We start from the raw sequence: 16,089 nt of genomic DNA, 5'->3' as shown, positions 1-16,089 counted from the left end.
GTTTGGTGGTGGTCCTTTCTGGCCAAGTGCTGCGGAACGTGTTGTTCGTAGTGTTTGGACTGGTCGTACGTTGAGAACTACACAGTGGACGCGAGCATCTGCCACACGCATGTGTTGTGTGTGGTGATACTGATTTAATTTTTGGTCCCATACTCGCTTATAGCTTTGGAGGGCTTCCCAGTCTTTCAGGGTGAATGGGTGTGGGTTTCTGATATTCATGTAATTTCAAGTCTTAAAGAGCAAACGGTGGATGCCTTGGCATCTGGAGCCGAAGAAGGACGTAGTAATCTGCGATAAGCCTCGGGGAGCCGATAAACGGGCTGTGATTCGAGGATTTCCGAATGGGGAAACCCCGCCAGGGCGCTTGTCGTACCTGGTGACTCCCGCCTGAATATATAGGGCGGGTAGAGGGAACGTGGGGAAGTGAAACATCTCAGTACCCACAGGAAGAGAAAACAATAGTGATTCCGGTAGTAGTGGCGAGCGAACCCGGATGAGGCTAAACCGTGTATGTGTGATACCTGGCAGGGGTTGCATGCGCGGGGTTGTGGGACATGCCTGGGAACGCTGCTGAGTTTCCGACGTGAGAGTGAAGCTATAGAAGAACCGCTTGGAAGGGCGGGCCGTAGTGGGTGAGAGCCCCGTATTCGAAATGGTTTTACCGCGTGGTGTGTATCCCAAGTAGCACGGGGCCCGAGAAATCCCGTGTGAATCTGTCAGGACCACCTGATAAGCCTAAATACTCCCAGATGACCGATAGCGGACTAGTACCGTGAGGGAAAGGTGAAAAGTACCCCGGGAGGGGAGTGAAATAGTACCTGAAACCGTTTGCTTACAATCCGTCGGAGCCTCCTTGTTGGGGTGACGGCGTGCCTTTTGAAGAATGAGCCTGCGAGTTAGCGATATGTGGCGAGGTTAACCCGTGAGGGGTAGTCGTAGCGAAAGCGAGTCTGAATAGGGCGATCGTAGTCGCATGTCCTAGACCCGAAGCGAAGTGATCTATCCATGGCCAGGTTGAAGCGCGTGTAAGAGCGCGTGGAGGACCGAACCCACTTAGGTTGAAAACTGAGGGGATGAGCTGTGGATAGGGGTGAAAGGCCAATCAAACTTCGTGATAGCTGGTTCTCTCCGAAATGCATTTAGGTGCAGCGTTGCGTGTTTCTTGCCGGAGGTAGAGCTACTGGATGGCCGATGGGCCCTACAAGGTTACTGACGTCAGCTAAACTCCGAATGCCGGTAAGTGAGAGCGCAGCAGTGAGACTGTGGGGGATAATCTTCATAGTCGAGAGGGAAACAACCCAGACCACCAACTAAGGTCCCAAAGCGTGTGCTAAGTGGAAAAGGATGTGGAGTTGCTGTGACAACCAGGAGGTTGGCTTAGAAGCAGCCACCCTTGAAAGAGTGCGTAATAGCTCACTGGTCAAGTGATTCCGCGCCGACAATTTAACGGGGCTCAAGCACACCACCGAAGTTGTGGCATTCATATTTACAGGTAGGCCTTCGTGGTCCAGCCGTATGGATGGGTAGGAGAGCGTCGTGTGGCGAGTGAAGCGGCGGAGTGATCCAGTCGTGGATGCTACACGAGTGAGAATGCAGGCATGAGTAGCGAAAGACGGGTGAGAAACCCGTCCTCCGGAAGACCAAGGGTTCCAGGGTCAAGCTAATCTTCCCTGGGTAAGTCGGGACCTAAGGCGAGGCCGACAGGCGTAGTCGATGGACAACGGGTTGATATTCCCGTACCGGCTGGTAACCGTCAAAGACCTAACTAGTAGTGCTAAGCAATCCTAAGCTGGGCGGATCCTTCGGGTGATGTTTGGTGGCGGCTGCGAACCCGGACTGGGGTGGTGAGCGTGAGGTGTGACGCAGGAAGGTAGCCTGTGCCGGGCGATGGTTGTCCCGGTGTAAGTGTGTAGCTCGTCGGTTATGAATAGTTTCCGGCTTTGGGTGAGACACGATGCGGACCCGTTTGGGGAAGCAGGTGATCCTATGCTGCCGAGAAAAGCATCGACGTGAGGTTGCTGGTTGCCCGTACCCCAAACCGACACAGGTGGTCAGGTAGAGAATACTCAGGAGATCGAGATAATTATGGTGAAGGAACTCGGCAAAATGCCCCCGTAACTTCGGGAGAAGGGGGGCCATCCGCTTATTAGGATTTACTCCGAAAGGGTGTGGTGGCCGCAGAGACCAGTGGGGAACGACTGTTTACTAAAAACACAGGTCCGTGCTAACACGCAAGTGGATGTATACGGACTGACGCCTGCCCGGTGCTGGAAGGTTAAGAGGAGAGGTTAGGACTTTCGGGTTCGAAGCTTTGAATTTAAGCCCCAGTAAACGGCGGTGGTAACTATAACCATCCTAAGGTAGCGAAATTCCTTGTCGGGTAAGTTCCGACCTGCACGAATGGCGTAACGATTCCCCAGCTGTCTCCACCGTAAACTCGGCGAAATTGCAGTACGAGTAAAGATGCTCGTTACGCGCAGAAGGACGGAAAGACCCCGTGACCTTTACTACAGCTTGGTATTGGTGTTCGGTGTGGCTTGTGTAGGATAGGTGGGAGACTGTGAAGCTGGCACGCTAGTGTTGGTGGAGTCGTTGTTGAAATACCACTCTGGTCATATTGGATATCTAACTACGGACCCTGATCGGGTTCTGGGACAGTGCCTGGTGGGTAGTTTAACTGGGGCGGTTGCCTCCTAAAGAGTAACGGAGGCGCCCAAAGGTTCCCTCAACCTGGTTGGTAATCAGGTGGCGAGTGTAAGTGCACAAGGGAGCTTGACTGCGAGACTGACAGGTCGAGCAGGGACGAAAGTCGGGACTAGTGATCCGGCAGTGGCTTGTGGAAGCGCTGTCGCTCAACGGATAAAAGGTACCTCGGGGATAACAGGCTGATCTTGCCCAAGAGTCCATATCGACGGCATGGTTTGGCACCTCGATGTCGGCTCGTCGCATCCTGGGGCTGGAGTCGGTCCCAAGGGTTGGGCTGTTCGCCCATTAAAGCGGTACGCGAGCTGGGTTTAGAACGTCGTGAGACAGTTCGGTCCCTATCCTCTGCGCGCGTTGGAGATTTGAGAGGATCTGACCCTAGTACGAGAGGACCGGGTTGGACGGACCTCTGGTGTGCCAGTTGTTCTGCCAAGGGCATGGCTGGTTTGCTACGTTCGGGATGGATAACCGCTGAAAGCATCTAAGCGGGAAGCCGGCCTCAAGATGAGATCTCCGTAGACTTCGGTCTGTGAGGCTCCCAGTAGATGACTGGGTTGATAGGCCAGATGTGGAAGCGCGGTAACGTGTGGAGCTGACTGGTACTAATAAGCCGATGACTTGATATTCTCCCTCATTCAGTTGAGGGGCATGGGTTTCAGAAGATCTAAACGAAATGTTCGCGTTCACTTTGTGGTTCTTGATGTACGAGAAGCCACGCCGGTAAGTATTATCGATTCGCCTGTGACAGGGTGGGGTTGGTAGTGTGGTGTGGTTGATATTTTTATAGAGTTACGGTGGTTATAGCGTCAGGGAAACGCCCGGTTACATTCCGAACCCGGAAGCTAAGACTGACAGCGCCGATGGTACTGCACTCGGGAGGGTGTGGGAGAGTAGGTCACCGCCGGACACCTTTTGGTGGGTAGGGGAACACTGTTTCAGCAATGAGTGCTGGGGCGGGGTTTCCCTTTCACTGTTTTATTGGGGGTTCGTTCCCTGGTTTCTTTTCCTGTTGTAGGGGGAGGGGCTAGGGGGCGGACCCCCTTTTTTTTATACCCAAAATCGGGGCGGGAGCAGACCCGAGCACCGGCGTCTCCACCCAAACCCCGATACGATTCAAGAGGTACTGACCGAAGGAGTCCGAGCGTGACAGAAGCTCTCCCAGACCTCGACCGCCGCATCGTCGCGGCGCTGCAGGCTGACGGCCGCGCCTCGTGGAGCACGATCGCCCGTGTGCTCGATGAGCCCCTGCGAACCGTCTCGCGCCGCGGCAAGGAGCTGCTCGAGTCTGGCGTCGTCGAAGTCATTGGTCTCCACAACCTGGGCCCCACGTGCGTCATTGAGATCACCTGCCGACCCTCCCGTACTGCGGAGCTCGCTGCCGAGCTCTCACAGCATCCTGGCGTTGTCTACGCCATCGTTCTCGCCAATCCGTCGAGTCTGCTCATTGAGGTACACGAGCAGGCCTTTGATCTCAGCACGATGACGCTTGAGGTCATCCCGAGCTACGATGGCGTGCTCGAGGTGTCGGCGACACCGGTGCTTCGCTACTTCAAGACCAACGCTGATTGGCGACCCCCAATCCTCACGGGGGCCGAGGCGCATCAGCTGGATGAGGTGCTGCAAGTGCATCACGTTGAGGAATCCACGGGCGCCGTGGAGGAGCTCGACGGCCCTGACAGCGCAATCATTGCTGCGCTGGAACAGGATGGCCGCACAGGCGTCGCAGAGCTTGCGCAGGTGGCAGGTGTGACTGAGCCGACAGCACGTAAGCGGCTCGCAGATCTGCAGGAGCGGGGCGCGCTTGCCACTCGCGTGATTGTTGACCCGTTGAGTCTCGGCTACGACGTCGAGACCTGCGTGCGCATCAGTTGCGCCCCGGAGCACATCGATCTCCTGGGTGAGATGCTCGCGGCCGTTCCCGAGAGTCGTTATGTGGCCCAGCTGCTCGGCTCGCAGGCCCTCATTGCGCACTTTAATGCGCGGGACCTGCCGCACGTCCGGCAACTGCTTGGCGGAGAATGGACTCGCTACGTCCGAGCGATTCATCCCTCTCTCACGACCCTGGTTGCGAAGCGAAGTGGACGCATCCTCACGAAAACACTGACCAAAAAGTAAAAGCATTGCCATTTAATGTGGCTAATACCTAAAATCATGATTGACTTACTGACCGTTACGGTAAGTCAATGATGATGGAGGTATGCCATGAGCGATGTAACTCAGCTCAGCGCGACCGCCCTGCGCGAGCAGCTTGCCTCGCGCAATGTAAGTGTCCGCGAGGTTGTTGAGGCGCACCTCGCCCAGATCGAGCGCGGTAGCGCGATCAACGCGATGGTGACCGTCGATGCTGAGGGTGCACTGCGCCGTGCAGACGAGCTCGACGCGACGGGGCCGACCGCTGATGCGGCACTGTTTGGTCTTCCCGTCGGTATCAAGGACACCCACGATACGGCTGGCCTGCGCACGACCTATGGGTCGATCCGCCACGCAGATCATGTCCCCGAGCGCGATGCGCTGCATGTGCGCCGGATGCGCGAGGCAGGCGCGGTTGTGCTCGGGAAGACGAACGTTCCCGAGTATGCGGCAGGTTCGCACTCGGTGAATCGCGTGTTTGGCGCGACCCGCAATCCGTACGCGCTTGGCCGCTCGGCGGGTGGCAGCAGCGGTGGCGCGGCAGCCGCGCTCGCTGGCCGCCAGGTCGCGCTCGCAGACGGCAGTGACATGGGCGGATCGCTCCGCAACCCTGCCTCGTTCTGCAACATCGTTGGTCTGCGCCCGACGCCGGGCCTGGTCCCGCTCGCTGAGGCCGCCAACGTCCTCACGCCGCTCACCACCGCGGGCCCCATGGGACGCACGGTCGATGACGTCGCGCTGTTGCTTGATGTGATTGGGCAGGCGGATCCGCGCACTCCAGTGCCGAGCGCAGCATTCGCGGCGAACGTCCCTGGCGCGCTTGGCGGATCGGCCGACGCGCCCCTCCGTGGCGTGCGCGTCGCGTGGGCTCCGACGCTCGGCGGATCGATCCCGGTTGAGGCCGAGGTCATCGCCGTGCTGGAACGTGCGGTGCAGGTCTTCGCGGAGCTCGGTGCGACGATTGTCGAAGCATCGCCGAACCTCGCTGGCGCAGCGGAGTCGTTCGTCACCCTGCGCGCTGCCGAGTTCGAGGCGGAGTGGGGCGCTGAGCTCGACGTCTTCCCTGAGGACTTCAACGACCGCATGCGCTGGAACATTGAGCTCGGTCGTCCGCTGACTGGCCGCCAGATCATGCGCGCCCAGGAGCAGCAGACCACGCTCATGCGTGAGGGTGCTCGGTTCTTCGGTGAGTACGACGTGCTGCTGGCCCCCGCGGTCACGGTGGCGCCGTTCCCGGTGGAGTGGGACTACCCGCACGAGGTCGCTGGTGAGGCGCAGGCGCATTACCTCGACTGGATGCGCGCGGCGACCGAGATTACGATGCTCGGCGTTCCTGCGCTGTCGGTTCCGGCCGGCTTTACCGCTGGCGGTCTGCCCGTCGGCCTGCAAATGATTTCGGCATCGGGCAGCGATCGTCGCCTGCTCAGCCTGGCTCGCGTCTACGAATCGGTGACACGCTTCGCGAACGAGCTTCCCCCTCTCGTCTGACACGTGTCACCGCATTGCAAAGGAGCAACAACATGAAACCCCGCCTGTTCACGCCGGGAAGGCTCGCCATCGTGTGCGTCCCCGCCCTCGGATTCTTCGTGATCCCGTTCCTGCCATTCGCGCAGGAACCGACCCTCTGGTTCGGTCTTCCCGCTGTCCTCGTCTGGGCCGCGCTCATGGTGATTCTTTCGGTCGTGTCACTGCAGATTGTTGACGTCATGTACCTCCGCGCTGGCGGCAGGGAGGCGGATCAGCGCGAGGCTGAGCGCTTCGAGACCCGCCAGATCGAGCTCATTCGCATGGCGCGGATCGAAGCAGAGGAAGCTGAAGCAGCTCAGGCAGAGGAGAACGCACGATGACCGTTTCAATCATGATTGTCGCCGGCATCATCCTCATTGGTGCCCTCGGTCTTGCGAGCCGCAAGCGCCAGTCGAACATGAGCAACTGGACCGTTGGCGAGCGCAACAACCCGAAGTGGACCTCTTGGTTCTTGCAGGCTGGCGAATCGCTCACGACCTTCAGCTTCCTTGGCCTCGCCGGCATCGCATTCGGTGGCGGCGTGAGCGCGACCTTCGCGGTCGCATACCTCACGATCTCGTGGCTTGGTCTGTACTTTGTTGCACCGCGCATCCGCGAGTTCGGTCAGCGCCGTGGCTACCTCACTATGGGTGACTTCTTCGAGGATCGCTTCAACAGCCGCTGGCTCGGCCGCGTCGTTGCGCTCATCGGTGCACTCGCACTTATCCCGTACCTGCAGCTCCAGATCACCGGCCTCGGCATGATCGTTGAGCTCGCAACCGGCAGCGAGAGTGCACGCGGTCTCAGCATGGTGATCGCGAGTATCCTCGTGGCAATCTTCGTTGCGTGGTCTGGCCTGAAGGGCATCGCTCGCGTCGCGATCTTCAAGGACATCATGATGATCGTCGCAATGGCGGTCATCGCTGCTGGCCTCATCATCTCGTTCAATGGCATCCCGGAGATCTTCGGCGACATCGCTCGCGAAGCACCGGTTCTGCTCACCATGAACGTTGACGGCTACGACCCCGTCTTCTTCATCACCGCGACCCTCGTTACCGTCATCGGTTCGAGCTTCAACACCCTCCCGCACCTCTGGCCGCCGGTTCTCGCTGCAAAGAGCGGCGAGGTGCTCCGCAGCAACGCGAAGTGGCTCCCGATCTACCAGCTCGTGCTGTTCTTGCCGATCACCGTTGGCCTCGCAGCCGTGCTCGTACTCCCCGAAGATACGACCGGTAACGCCGTGCTGCTCACCATGTCGGGCCAGATCTTGCCTGACTGGCTGGTCGGTGTGGTCGCCATCGCGGGTGCGTCTGCTGCGATGGTTCCCGCGTCGGGCATCGTCATGGGTATCTCGACCCTGGTCACCCGCAACGTGGTCGGTACCGTGAAGCCCAAGCACCAGATGACTCTGAACTACATTGTCATCATCGCAGCGATCGGTCTCGCGCTCGCGTTCGGCCTCGTTCGCTCGGACATTGGCGCGCTGCTGCTCCTCACCTACGGTTGCACCACACAGTTCGCCCCCGCGATCTGCATCGCGCTCGCAGACCGCGTGCGCGTCGGCGCATGGCCGATCGGTCTGAGCATCATTGCCGGTTCGCTCACTGTCGCGATCATTACCTTTGCTGAGATCCCCATCGGCAGCTGGGACTCCGGTCTCATCGCCCTCGCACCGAACCTCATCGTGCTCGTGGTTGCTGAGGCTGTGCGCCGTGCGCGCGGTGCCCGTGACGTCGAACACGTCGAGATCGACCTCGAGGCGACGCTGGTTTCTTCCTCCCGGGCCCGCTAACCCCGCGAGATCGACAGTTCCCTGCGAAAAGGCCCCTTTCATGCGTATGAAAGGGGCCTTTTGTGTGAACGGGCACGTTTCGCGGGGTTAGCCCGCCTGTGCGCGCGCTCAGCCCTCCCGGGTACAGTAGCGGCGTGAACTATCGAGAGCTGTACGCGCAGCGTCAGGAGGTCGTCGGCGAGGCACTCGCCGACGGTGACTAGCTGGGCTGATCCGCCGCCGAAGTCAGTGGGAGGTGCTCCCGGGCCGAGGTGGTGGGCTTGGTGTACCCAGACTCTGGGTCGCGGCTGACGTCGCGATTGTGGCCCGGAGACAGACTCTCTCGCAAGGAACTTCCATGCAACAACTGACCGAAACGTTCATTCGTTCCTCTTTCATCAACGCGTCAAAGCGCGAGGCGAAAGAGATGACGATCCCCGACTCCATTCTTGAGCTGCCAGCCGACGGCTGGGATCGGCTCGATTTCCTTGGCTGGCGCGACCCGAAGTTTGCGCGGCGTGCGTATGTGGTGCTTCCGCGGCTTGACGGTGACCCCGTTGGCGTGACGCTGCAGCAGGCTGAGGCGTCACCGCGGTCGCGCGCGATGTGCAACTGGTGCCGTGACGTGCGGCTGCCGAACGACGTCGTGTTCTGGAGCGCGAAGCGAACTGGAGCCGCGGGTCGCCGCGGCGCAACCGTCGGCGTCCTCGTGTGCCGTGACTTCGAGTGCTCGAGGAATGTGCGCAATGATCCGCCGCCCGCGTATGAAGGGTACGACGTGCACGCAGCGCGCGTGCGCCGAATTGACGACCTGCAGCTGAAGGCCGCTGGCTTCGCCGAGATGCTCATCGAGGGACGCTAACCAGTCGTTTGCCGGATCGCTGGTTGGGCGACGTACGTCGTGAGTCCGGTGTGCGTCGGGGGCGGATCTGCCACGCGAGTCCGCGCCCCTCGCACTGTGTACTAGGCAACGTGTGAGGCGTAACTCCGTGGTGTTCCGAGGTTACATACCGAGGGTTGAGAGCAACACTGTTGGTCACGCACAGGAAGTTTTGTTTGCGTGGCACCGAGGTTGGAAGCAACCGAGGAAGTACATAGACTTTCTATGCCTGGGCACTGGTTATTGATTCCCTATTCTCAGGTATCTGACTTGTTGTTCTGTGAAAGGACTTTCTATGCGCCTGCGCGGTACTTCCTCTGCTGCTGTTCTCATTGGTGCGCTCGCACTCACCGGTGCGCTCGCCGGCTGCTCGGGTACGCCCGCGGCCCGCGACTCGGAAACCCGCGAGGTGACTGAGGCTGGCCAGGACAGTGTGTTCCAGATCCGCGTGGGTGATTGCACCATCGACGTTCCAGACGGTGATGCAAGCGAGGTTCCCGTCGTGCCCTGTGCCGAGTTGCATGACAACGAGGTGTACTACGCCTTCAACATGGACGGCGGTGCGTGGCCAGGCGAAACCGCTGTGGCAGATGCCGCAGCGGAAACCTGCGTTGCGCAGTTCGAGAAGTTCATCGGCATCTCGTACGACGAGACCGAGCTCGAGTGGTGGCCGATCACGCCCACTGAGGGGAGCTGGACCGCGCTGAACGACCGCGAGATCTACTGCCTCGCGTACGACCCGGCTGCGCCGAGCACCGGATCGCTTTCCGGCGCAGCACGCTAACGAACTGACGACAACGGCCGCGGACTCCAGGGAAACCTGAGTTTGCGGCCGTTGTGGTGTCTGGACCGGTTAGCGCGGGACGACGATGATGCCGCGGTACTCCGGCTCACCCCAGCGGGTGATGAGGTCGATGCCGGCGAGGGGGATGGGCAGCGCGCTCGTGTCAACCCAGCTCTCGCCGTGCTCCTGCTCGACCCAGGGGTCGGAGATGATGATGCTGTCGCCGATGACGTCGTGCGCGAGCACCCAGTGCGCCGCGGGGTCCTTGATGAGGGGCTCGAGCGCGATGAGCAGGAAGACGTCGTTGCCCTCCGCCACCAGGTCGCGGATCTCCTCGGTCGACGCCCACCGGCGCTCCACCGGGAGTCCGAGTGACTCTGCCGTGCGCCGCGACTCCTCCTGCAGCTGCACGCGGAGCTTTCGCTCGTAGAAGTCGGTGTACCACTCGAGCAGCACGGGGCCCTCGGCGCTGAGGATGACGCGGGGCTTGCGATCCGCGTCGCCGGTGCGCGCAAGTAGTTCCTCAGCGGTCGTGACCGCGAGGCCGATCGGCTCGCACGCGGGCATGTTCGTTGCGCGGCGCCAGAAGTCGAGCTCGACCGTGTGATTCTCGGTGCCATCGGTGCCGAACTGGCCGAGGTTGTTCTCCTCAAACATCATGAGCGAGGTGACTGCGCCACAGGTGACGTCGGTGGTCTGGCCGTAGTACGGCACGGCGCGGGTCGGTGCCGCGCCGAGCCACAGCGACCAGCTGCGCGTGAACGCGGCGTCTTCGGGGCGGGTGCTGGGCACCGAGGGAAGCGGATCTGCGTCCTGTGCAAAACCAACCGCTGTGAGCGCGGATCGGACGGCCGCGGTGAGCGCCGCCTGCGTGGGATGCTCCTCGAAGCGGATCACGATCGGTGCGGGCTGCGAGCCGTCGTCGTTCGCGAGGCGGTCGTCGCGGGCGGCCTCGAGTGCGGCAATGGCTGCTGCCTCTGCGTTGGCGCCAGCGCCCTCAGCGACGACAAGGTCAACAACCTTGCGGTACGCGGTGTGGGGGCGGCCAGCGGTGAGCGCGGTCGCGAGCACGGTACCAGTCGCGTCGGTCACGGTGATCGTGCGAGGCGACCAGTGATCGCGTTCGATCGTCCACAGTGCGAGGCGGTCTCCTGTGAGGCCGGCCGGGGCGTGTGCACCGTCAACGATGGCGGTGATGAGGTCTGCTGCAGACATTCCCTAGTTCTCCTGTGAATCGGTGTTGGCGGCTGGGGCAACGCTTTCGCGCTCGGCCGCGGCAACAAGCATCTGTGTGTATGGGTGCGTCGGAGCCCGGAGTACCTGTTCGGTGGTTCCAGATTCCACAATGTGCCCGGCTTGGAGCACCACTGTACGCGCAGCGACCCGGGCAACCACCCCGAGATCGTGAGTAATGAACAGAATTGCCAGGCCAAACGAATCTCGCAGGCGTGTGAGCAACTCTAGGATCTGGGCCTGCACCGAGACATCGAGCGCCGAAACGCTCTCGTCACAGATAAGCAGCTCAGGGTTCGGCGCGAGCGCACGCGCGATTGCCACGCGCTGGCGCTGACCGCCAGACAGCTGCGACGGCCGGCGCGACGCGAACGACGGATCGAGTTCAACGAGCCGCATGAGCTCCTCGAGATCAGACGCGGGGCGGCCAACCGCGGCAAGCGCCTCGGTGAGGGAGCGGCCGATGGTGAAGGCCGGGTTGAGGGTCGAGTACGGATCTTGGAACACGATCTGCATCTGACCGGGCTTGCGGCCGCGGCGACCGGCGGGCAGCTGCTCGCCGCCGAGCGTGACCGTGCCAGCATCGGGCACATCGAGACCAGCGATGCACCGTGCGAACGTTGACTTGCCAGAGCCTGACTCGCCCACGAGCGCAACGATCTCACCAGCGGCGACGTCGACCGCCGCGTCTGCCAAGACCGTACGCGCGCCAAAGCGCTTCGTGACGCCGTGCGCGCTGAGGACGGCGGGTGCGGTGGGGCTGACGGATCCGCGCCCATCGCCGGCGTCGGTGACCGAAGGGTTCGCCGCGAGCAGCGCTCGGGTGTACGTGTGCCGCGGATCGGACAACACTGCCTCAGTGCGTCCGCGCTCGACGACCTCGCCGCCGCGCATGACGATGAGCTCTTCTGCGCGACCCGACACGATGCCGAGGTCGTGGCTGATGAGCAGCACGCACATGTCGTGCGTGCGCTGCAGCTCGCGCAGCAGGTCAAGCACCTCGCCCTGGTTGCTCGCGTCGAGCGCGGTCGTCGGCTCGTCTGCGATGAGCAGGCGCGGCTCTGCCGCAAGTGCCGCCGCGATCGCGACGCGCTGCCGCATGCCGCCCGACAGTTCGCTTGGGTATCGCTTCGCGATCTCGGCCGGCAGGTGCACCTCGGCGAGACGCCTGGTGACCTCGGCCGCGAGATCGGTCTTGCTGAGCGGTGATCCTTCGTGGCGAGCACGGGCGCGGATCGTCGCAGCAATCTGCTCACCGCAGCGAATGACCGGACTCAGGCTCGTGAACGGGTCTTGCAACAGCAGCACCGCGCGGCGCCCGCGTACCTCTGCCCAGTCGGATTCTGACGTGCTGGCGAGGTTGAAAGGGGCGTCGTCGATCCGCATCTCACCCTCGGCCGAGGTGCCGCGGGGCAGCAGGCCGGTGATTGCGCGTGCGGTCATGGTCTTGCCGGAGCCTGATTCACCGATGATTGCAAGCGTCGTGCCCGGGGTGATCTCGAGGTCGAGCGGCTGCACGATCGGGCCGGCGGGGCCGTCGACCGCGAGGCCGCGTACGACGACGCCGCGGGCCACCTGGGCGCCCTGCGCTGAAACTGCGGGGGTCATTGGATTCCCTTCGCGCGGAGGCGCTCGCCGAGGTGATCGCCGAGCAGGTTGACCGCCATCGTCACCGCGATGATGAGGAGGGCGGGCAACAGGAGCATTGCGGGGTTGTCGAGCATGAGCGTGCGGCCGTCAGCGATCTGGCGACCCCAGTCGGGGGTACCTGGCGCGACGCCGATACCGAGGAACGACAGCGACGACAGCGTCACGAGCGCGATGCCGAGGTTGAGCATGAAGTTCGTCACGATGAGCGGCCACACGTTGGGAACGATGTGGACGTACATAATGCGCGCGGGGGAGAGCGCGAGCATTTGGCCAGCCTCGACATAGGGTCGGGGTGCCTGCTCGATGACGCCCGCGCGCACGATGCGGATGTCCGACGGTGCGAAGAGCACGATGAGCATGCCGACGGTGACCCAGTAGCCCGCGCCGAAGATACCCGCGACGACGATGGCCACGAGCATGACGGGGAGCGACAGGAGGATGTCGACGATCCGCCCAATCACGGTGTCGGTGAAGCCGCCGAGGTAGCCGGCGAGCGTGCCGAAGATGATCGCGAGGACCATGGAGCCTGCCGCGATCACGAGCGGGCCGGCGACGGCCGAGCCGGTGCCAGCGAGTGTGAGCATGAGGATGTCGCGGCCGAGCTCGTCAGTGCCGAGCGGGTGGCCGTCGAAGCCCATGGGCAGGAGCGAATCGAGGATGCTCTGCTTCGTCGCCGCCTCTTGCAAGAACGGGGAGACGATCGCGAGCACGGCCACGATCGCGAGGAACACGAGCGAGACAATCACGACGGTGTTGCCGCGCCTGCGGCCGAGGCCACGGCCGGTCTTCGGCAGCTGCGCTGGGGAGAGCGAGGTAGTGGGGCGGATCATGCGCTGAGCTCCCGTCCACGTACGCGCGGATCAAGCAGCAGGTAGCTGAGGTCCACGATGATGGTGATGATCGCGATGGTCGCCGCGATGAGTAGCGTGACCGCCTGCACGACGGGCAAGTCCTTGAAGAGGACCGACTCCTGCAGCAGCGAGCCGATGCCGGGCAGCGAGAACACGGTCTCGACGATGATCGTGCCGCCGACAATGAACGTGAGGATCAGGCCGGCACCCGTGATGATGGGGATCGCAGCCGAGCGGAGCGCGATCGTGCGCACCTCGCGCTCGGACAGGCCGCGCGACCGCGCGAACGTGACCGAGTCGCTGCCGAGTTCGCGCAGTACCGCGGCGCGGGTCATGCGCATGAGGATCGCGCCGATGCCGGAGGCGAGCACGATCGCGGGCAGGGTGAGATGCCACAGGACGTCGAGTGCTCCCTTGCCGCCGCCGTACGCGGGGAACAGCGGGATGAGCATCGAGAACAGGTACAGCAGCAGAATCGCGAGCGCGAATGACGGCGCCGACAGCCCGAGCAGCGCGAGTGCGCTGGTCAGGCGGTCGGTCGCCTTGCCCTCGCGGGCAGCTGCGATGATGCCGAGCGGGATCGCGGTGACGACCGCGACCAAGAACGCCAGGAGTACGAGTGCGACCGTGCTGCCGATCCGCTCACCGATGACGGTCGTCACCGGCTGCTGCATGCGGATCGACTCACCGAAGTCGCCCTGCAGAGCGGCCCAGAGCCAATCGAAGTACCGCACGAGGAACGGCTCATCGAGGTGATATTGGGCGCGGATCGCAGCAACGGCCTCAGCCGAAGCAGGTCGGTTGCCGAGCAGGTTCTTGACGATGTCGCCCGGCGCAAGGTAGACCAGCGAATACGTCAGGAACGAGATCAGCAGCAGGATCACGATCACGCCGAGGAGGCGGATCGCGATCGTGCGAGCGAGCCGGTTCATTCAGCCGCGTAGAGCTCTGCGCCCCACGGTCCGATGAAGGAGTACGGCGAGAAGTCGGTCAGGCCGACGTTGCCCGAGAAGTAGGTGAGGCTCTGGCCCCACCACAGCGGCGAGGTTGCGGTCTCTGCTGCGTTGAGCTCCTCGAGCTGCACGAGCAGGTCGATCTGCTTCTTCGGATCGGTCTCAGCTGATGCCTCGGCGATGAGCTTTACCGCTTCATCGCTTTCGAAGTGGTTGGGGTTGTCAGTGCCGAGCAGATAGCTGTTGATCTCAGCGGGGTTGCCGGTCGTCGGCAGGTACCACATGAAGCCGAGGCCGTGCTCGCCGTCACCGACGGTTGCGAGCCACTCTTCGATGGGTACCTCGCGCACCTTCACGGTGATGCCGATGGTCTTGAGGTTCTCAGCGAGCGACTGCGCCGCGGTGCCGAGCTGCTGGCCCGTGTTCGGGTAGGTGAGCTCGGTCGTGAAGCCCTCAGGAACCGACGACTCCTTGAGGAACTCTGCTGCCTGCTTGAGGTCGAAGCTGTTCGCCTTGACCTTGCTCAGGATCTCGCGTGCCTCCTCAGGCGAGTACGCCTGGCTGAGGGTCTCTGGCGACATGATGGTGTTTGCGGGTTCGCCGTAGCCGCGCAGCAGCTTCTCGACGATCGCGTCACGGTCTGCCGCACTGGCGATTGCCGCGCGCACGTTCGGATCATCGAACGGCGCAACACTCTGATCGAACTGCAGGCCGACGTACGAGAAGTCGTTGAGTGCCTCAACTCGGCCGCCGTCGATCTTCTCCCACTGTGCCACCTGAGTCAGGGGCACGTTGAGTGCGATGTCGAGGTCGCCCTTCTGCGCTGCGAGCAGGCGAGTGTTCTCGTCAGAGATGAAATCGACGCGGATCTCCTTCGCCTTCACCGGCTCACCAGCCCAGTTCTCGTTGGGGGTGAGGAGGGCGTGCGAATCGGGGGAGAACTCGGTGACCTGGTACGGTCCGGTGCCGAGCAGCAGCGAGGTGCTCGTGCCGAGCTTGTTGCCGTGCTCCTGCGCGAACTTCTCCTGCGTGACGACGAGCGCACCAGCACTGGAGAGGTTCGCGAGGAACGCCGCCTCTGGCGCCTTCGTCTTGATGGTGACTTCGTTGTCGCCGGTGACCTCTGCCGAAGCGAGGGAGGCCAGGTAGTAGTTGGTGCCGGGCGATGCTGCAGGATCCGCCGCATTGTTCAGGCTGAAGACCACGTCAGCGGGGGTGACGGGGTCACCGTTCGCAAACTTCGCGTCGGGACGCAGGGTGAACACGTAGGTGGTGTCGTCTGGCGTCGTCCACTCAGATGCGAGCGCGGGCACGATCTCGCCCGAGGTCGAGATGCCGACGAGACCCTCCTGCACGGTCGCGTTGAGGTTGTAGTTGAGGATGCCGGCTTCCTGCGTGATCGACAGGTTCGACAGCGAGCCAGGGAAGCCGACGGTCACACTGTCAAGCGTCTTGCCACTGTCAGCCGGTGCAGCGTCGTCGCTGCCTCCGGTGCTGCCACATGCGGTCAGCGCGAGGGCGGCAACAATCGTGCCAGCAACCGCTGCTCCGCGAAGGGCGCGGCCACGACCGCGGTGTCGGTCGCGCGAAATCGAGGGGAGGGAACGCATGGGGCTCTCCAATCACTG

The 16,089-nt window shown here is 62.4% G+C and carries 11 protein-coding genes and 2 rRNA genes; 8 read left to right on the top strand and 5 right to left on the bottom strand.

Going from position 1 to position 16,089, the window contains the following annotated elements; all coding sequences use genetic code 11:
* Window positions 1-223: 223 nt before the first annotated feature.
* From ICM05_RS11105 to ICM05_RS11070, 8 genes are all read left to right on the top strand, one after another.
* Window positions 224-3,329 (top strand): 23S ribosomal RNA (locus ICM05_RS11105).
* 164 nt (window positions 3,330-3,493) lie between these two features.
* Window positions 3,494-3,610: ribosomal RNA gene (rrf, locus tag ICM05_RS11100) — 5S ribosomal RNA — on the top strand.
* A gap of 236 nt (window positions 3,611-3,846) precedes the next feature.
* Entirely contained in the window at window positions 3,847-4,818 is a 972-nt protein-coding gene (locus tag ICM05_RS11095; protein WP_188024692.1) for an Lrp/AsnC family transcriptional regulator, read from the top strand.
* A gap of 87 nt (window positions 4,819-4,905) precedes the next feature.
* Complete coding sequence (locus ICM05_RS11090; RefSeq protein ID WP_188024691.1) at window positions 4,906-6,321, top strand: amidase; 1,416 nt, start codon at window positions 4,906-4,908, stop codon at window positions 6,319-6,321.
* Window positions 6,322-6,353: 32 nt separating this feature from the next.
* A complete protein-coding gene (locus tag ICM05_RS11085) occupies window positions 6,354-6,680 on the top strand; it encodes a hypothetical protein (RefSeq protein ID WP_188024690.1) in 327 nt (108 codons plus the stop codon).
* Window positions 6,677-8,131, top strand: a complete 1,455-nt coding sequence (locus ICM05_RS11080; protein ID WP_188024689.1) for a sodium:solute symporter — start codon at window positions 6,677-6,679, stop codon at window positions 8,129-8,131. Before ICM05_RS11085 ends, ICM05_RS11080 begins: the two co-directional genes overlap by 4 nt.
* Window positions 8,132-8,468: 337 nt before the next feature.
* A complete protein-coding gene (locus ICM05_RS11075) occupies window positions 8,469-8,972 on the top strand; it encodes an FBP domain-containing protein (protein WP_188024688.1) in 504 nt (167 codons plus the stop codon).
* Window positions 8,973-9,285: 313 nt separating this feature from the next.
* Window positions 9,286-9,774 (top strand): septum formation family protein, encoded by a 489-nt coding sequence (locus ICM05_RS11070; RefSeq protein ID WP_188024687.1) that lies wholly within the window; start codon window positions 9,286-9,288, stop codon window positions 9,772-9,774.
* A gap of 69 nt (window positions 9,775-9,843) precedes the next feature.
* Here the strand turns inward: ICM05_RS11070 and ICM05_RS11065 are convergent, their stop codons facing one another.
* The 5 genes from ICM05_RS11065 to ICM05_RS11045 are packed head-to-tail and all read right to left on the bottom strand — an operon-like array spanning window position 9,844 to window position 16,071.
* The gene (locus ICM05_RS11065) at window positions 9,844-10,989 is read right to left on the bottom strand and encodes a peptidase C39 family protein (protein ID WP_188024686.1); all 1,146 of its coding nucleotides are present in this window, start codon (window positions 10,987-10,989) and stop codon (window positions 9,844-9,846) included.
* Between the two features lie 3 nt (window positions 10,990-10,992).
* On the bottom strand, window positions 10,993-12,615 hold the full coding sequence (locus tag ICM05_RS11060; protein WP_188024685.1) for an ABC transporter ATP-binding protein: 1,623 nt from the start codon (window positions 12,613-12,615) through the stop codon (window positions 10,993-10,995).
* On the bottom strand, window positions 12,612-13,487 hold the full coding sequence (locus ICM05_RS11055; RefSeq protein ID WP_188024684.1) for an ABC transporter permease: 876 nt from the start codon (window positions 13,485-13,487) through the stop codon (window positions 12,612-12,614). Before ICM05_RS11055 ends, ICM05_RS11060 begins: the two co-directional genes overlap by 4 nt.
* Complete coding sequence (locus ICM05_RS11050) at window positions 13,484-14,440, bottom strand: ABC transporter permease (protein ID WP_188024683.1); 957 nt, start codon at window positions 14,438-14,440, stop codon at window positions 13,484-13,486. The genes ICM05_RS11055 and ICM05_RS11050 overlap by 4 nt, the downstream gene beginning before the upstream one ends.
* Window positions 14,437-16,071, bottom strand: coding sequence for an ABC transporter substrate-binding protein (locus ICM05_RS11045; protein ID WP_188024682.1), 1,635 nt, complete (start codon window positions 16,069-16,071; stop codon window positions 14,437-14,439). The genes ICM05_RS11050 and ICM05_RS11045 overlap by 4 nt, the downstream gene beginning before the upstream one ends.
* Window positions 16,072-16,089: the final 18 nt, after the last annotated feature.

This window comes from Leucobacter sp. cx-42, from assembly GCF_014529985.1.
Taxonomy (GTDB): Bacteria; Actinomycetota; Actinomycetes; order Actinomycetales; family Microbacteriaceae; genus Leucobacter.
Note: the sequence above shows the minus strand (reverse complement) of the source record. Positions and strands in the feature narration are given on the sequence as shown.

Bases quoted from the DNA above. Each gene is read 5' to 3' on its own strand.
- ICM05_RS11090 (WP_188024691.1), top strand. From the start codon at position 4,906: ATGAGCGATGTAACTCAGCTCAGCGCGACCGCCCTGCGCGAGCAGCTT.
- ICM05_RS11085 (WP_188024690.1), top strand. From the start codon at position 6,354: ATGAAACCCCGCCTGTTCACGCCGGGAAGGCTCGCCATCGTGTGCGTC.
- ICM05_RS11080 (WP_188024689.1), top strand. From the start codon at position 6,677: ATGACCGTTTCAATCATGATTGTCGCCGGCATCATCCTCATTGGTGCC.
- ICM05_RS11075 (WP_188024688.1), top strand. From the start codon at position 8,469: ATGCAACAACTGACCGAAACGTTCATTCGTTCCTCTTTCATCAACGCG.
- ICM05_RS11070 (WP_188024687.1), top strand. From the start codon at position 9,286: ATGCGCCTGCGCGGTACTTCCTCTGCTGCTGTTCTCATTGGTGCGCTC.
- ICM05_RS11065 (WP_188024686.1), bottom strand. From the start codon at position 10,989: ATGTCTGCAGCAGACCTCATCACCGCCATCGTTGACGGTGCACACGCC.
- ICM05_RS11060 (WP_188024685.1), bottom strand. From the start codon at position 12,615: ATGACCCCCGCAGTTTCAGCGCAGGGCGCCCAGGTGGCCCGCGGCGTC.
- ICM05_RS11055 (WP_188024684.1), bottom strand. From the start codon at position 13,487: ATGATCCGCCCCACTACCTCGCTCTCCCCAGCGCAGCTGCCGAAGACC.
- ICM05_RS11050 (WP_188024683.1), bottom strand. From the start codon at position 14,440: ATGAACCGGCTCGCTCGCACGATCGCGATCCGCCTCCTCGGCGTGATC.
- ICM05_RS11045 (WP_188024682.1), bottom strand. From the start codon at position 16,071: ATGCGTTCCCTCCCCTCGATTTCGCGCGACCGACACCGCGGTCGTGGC.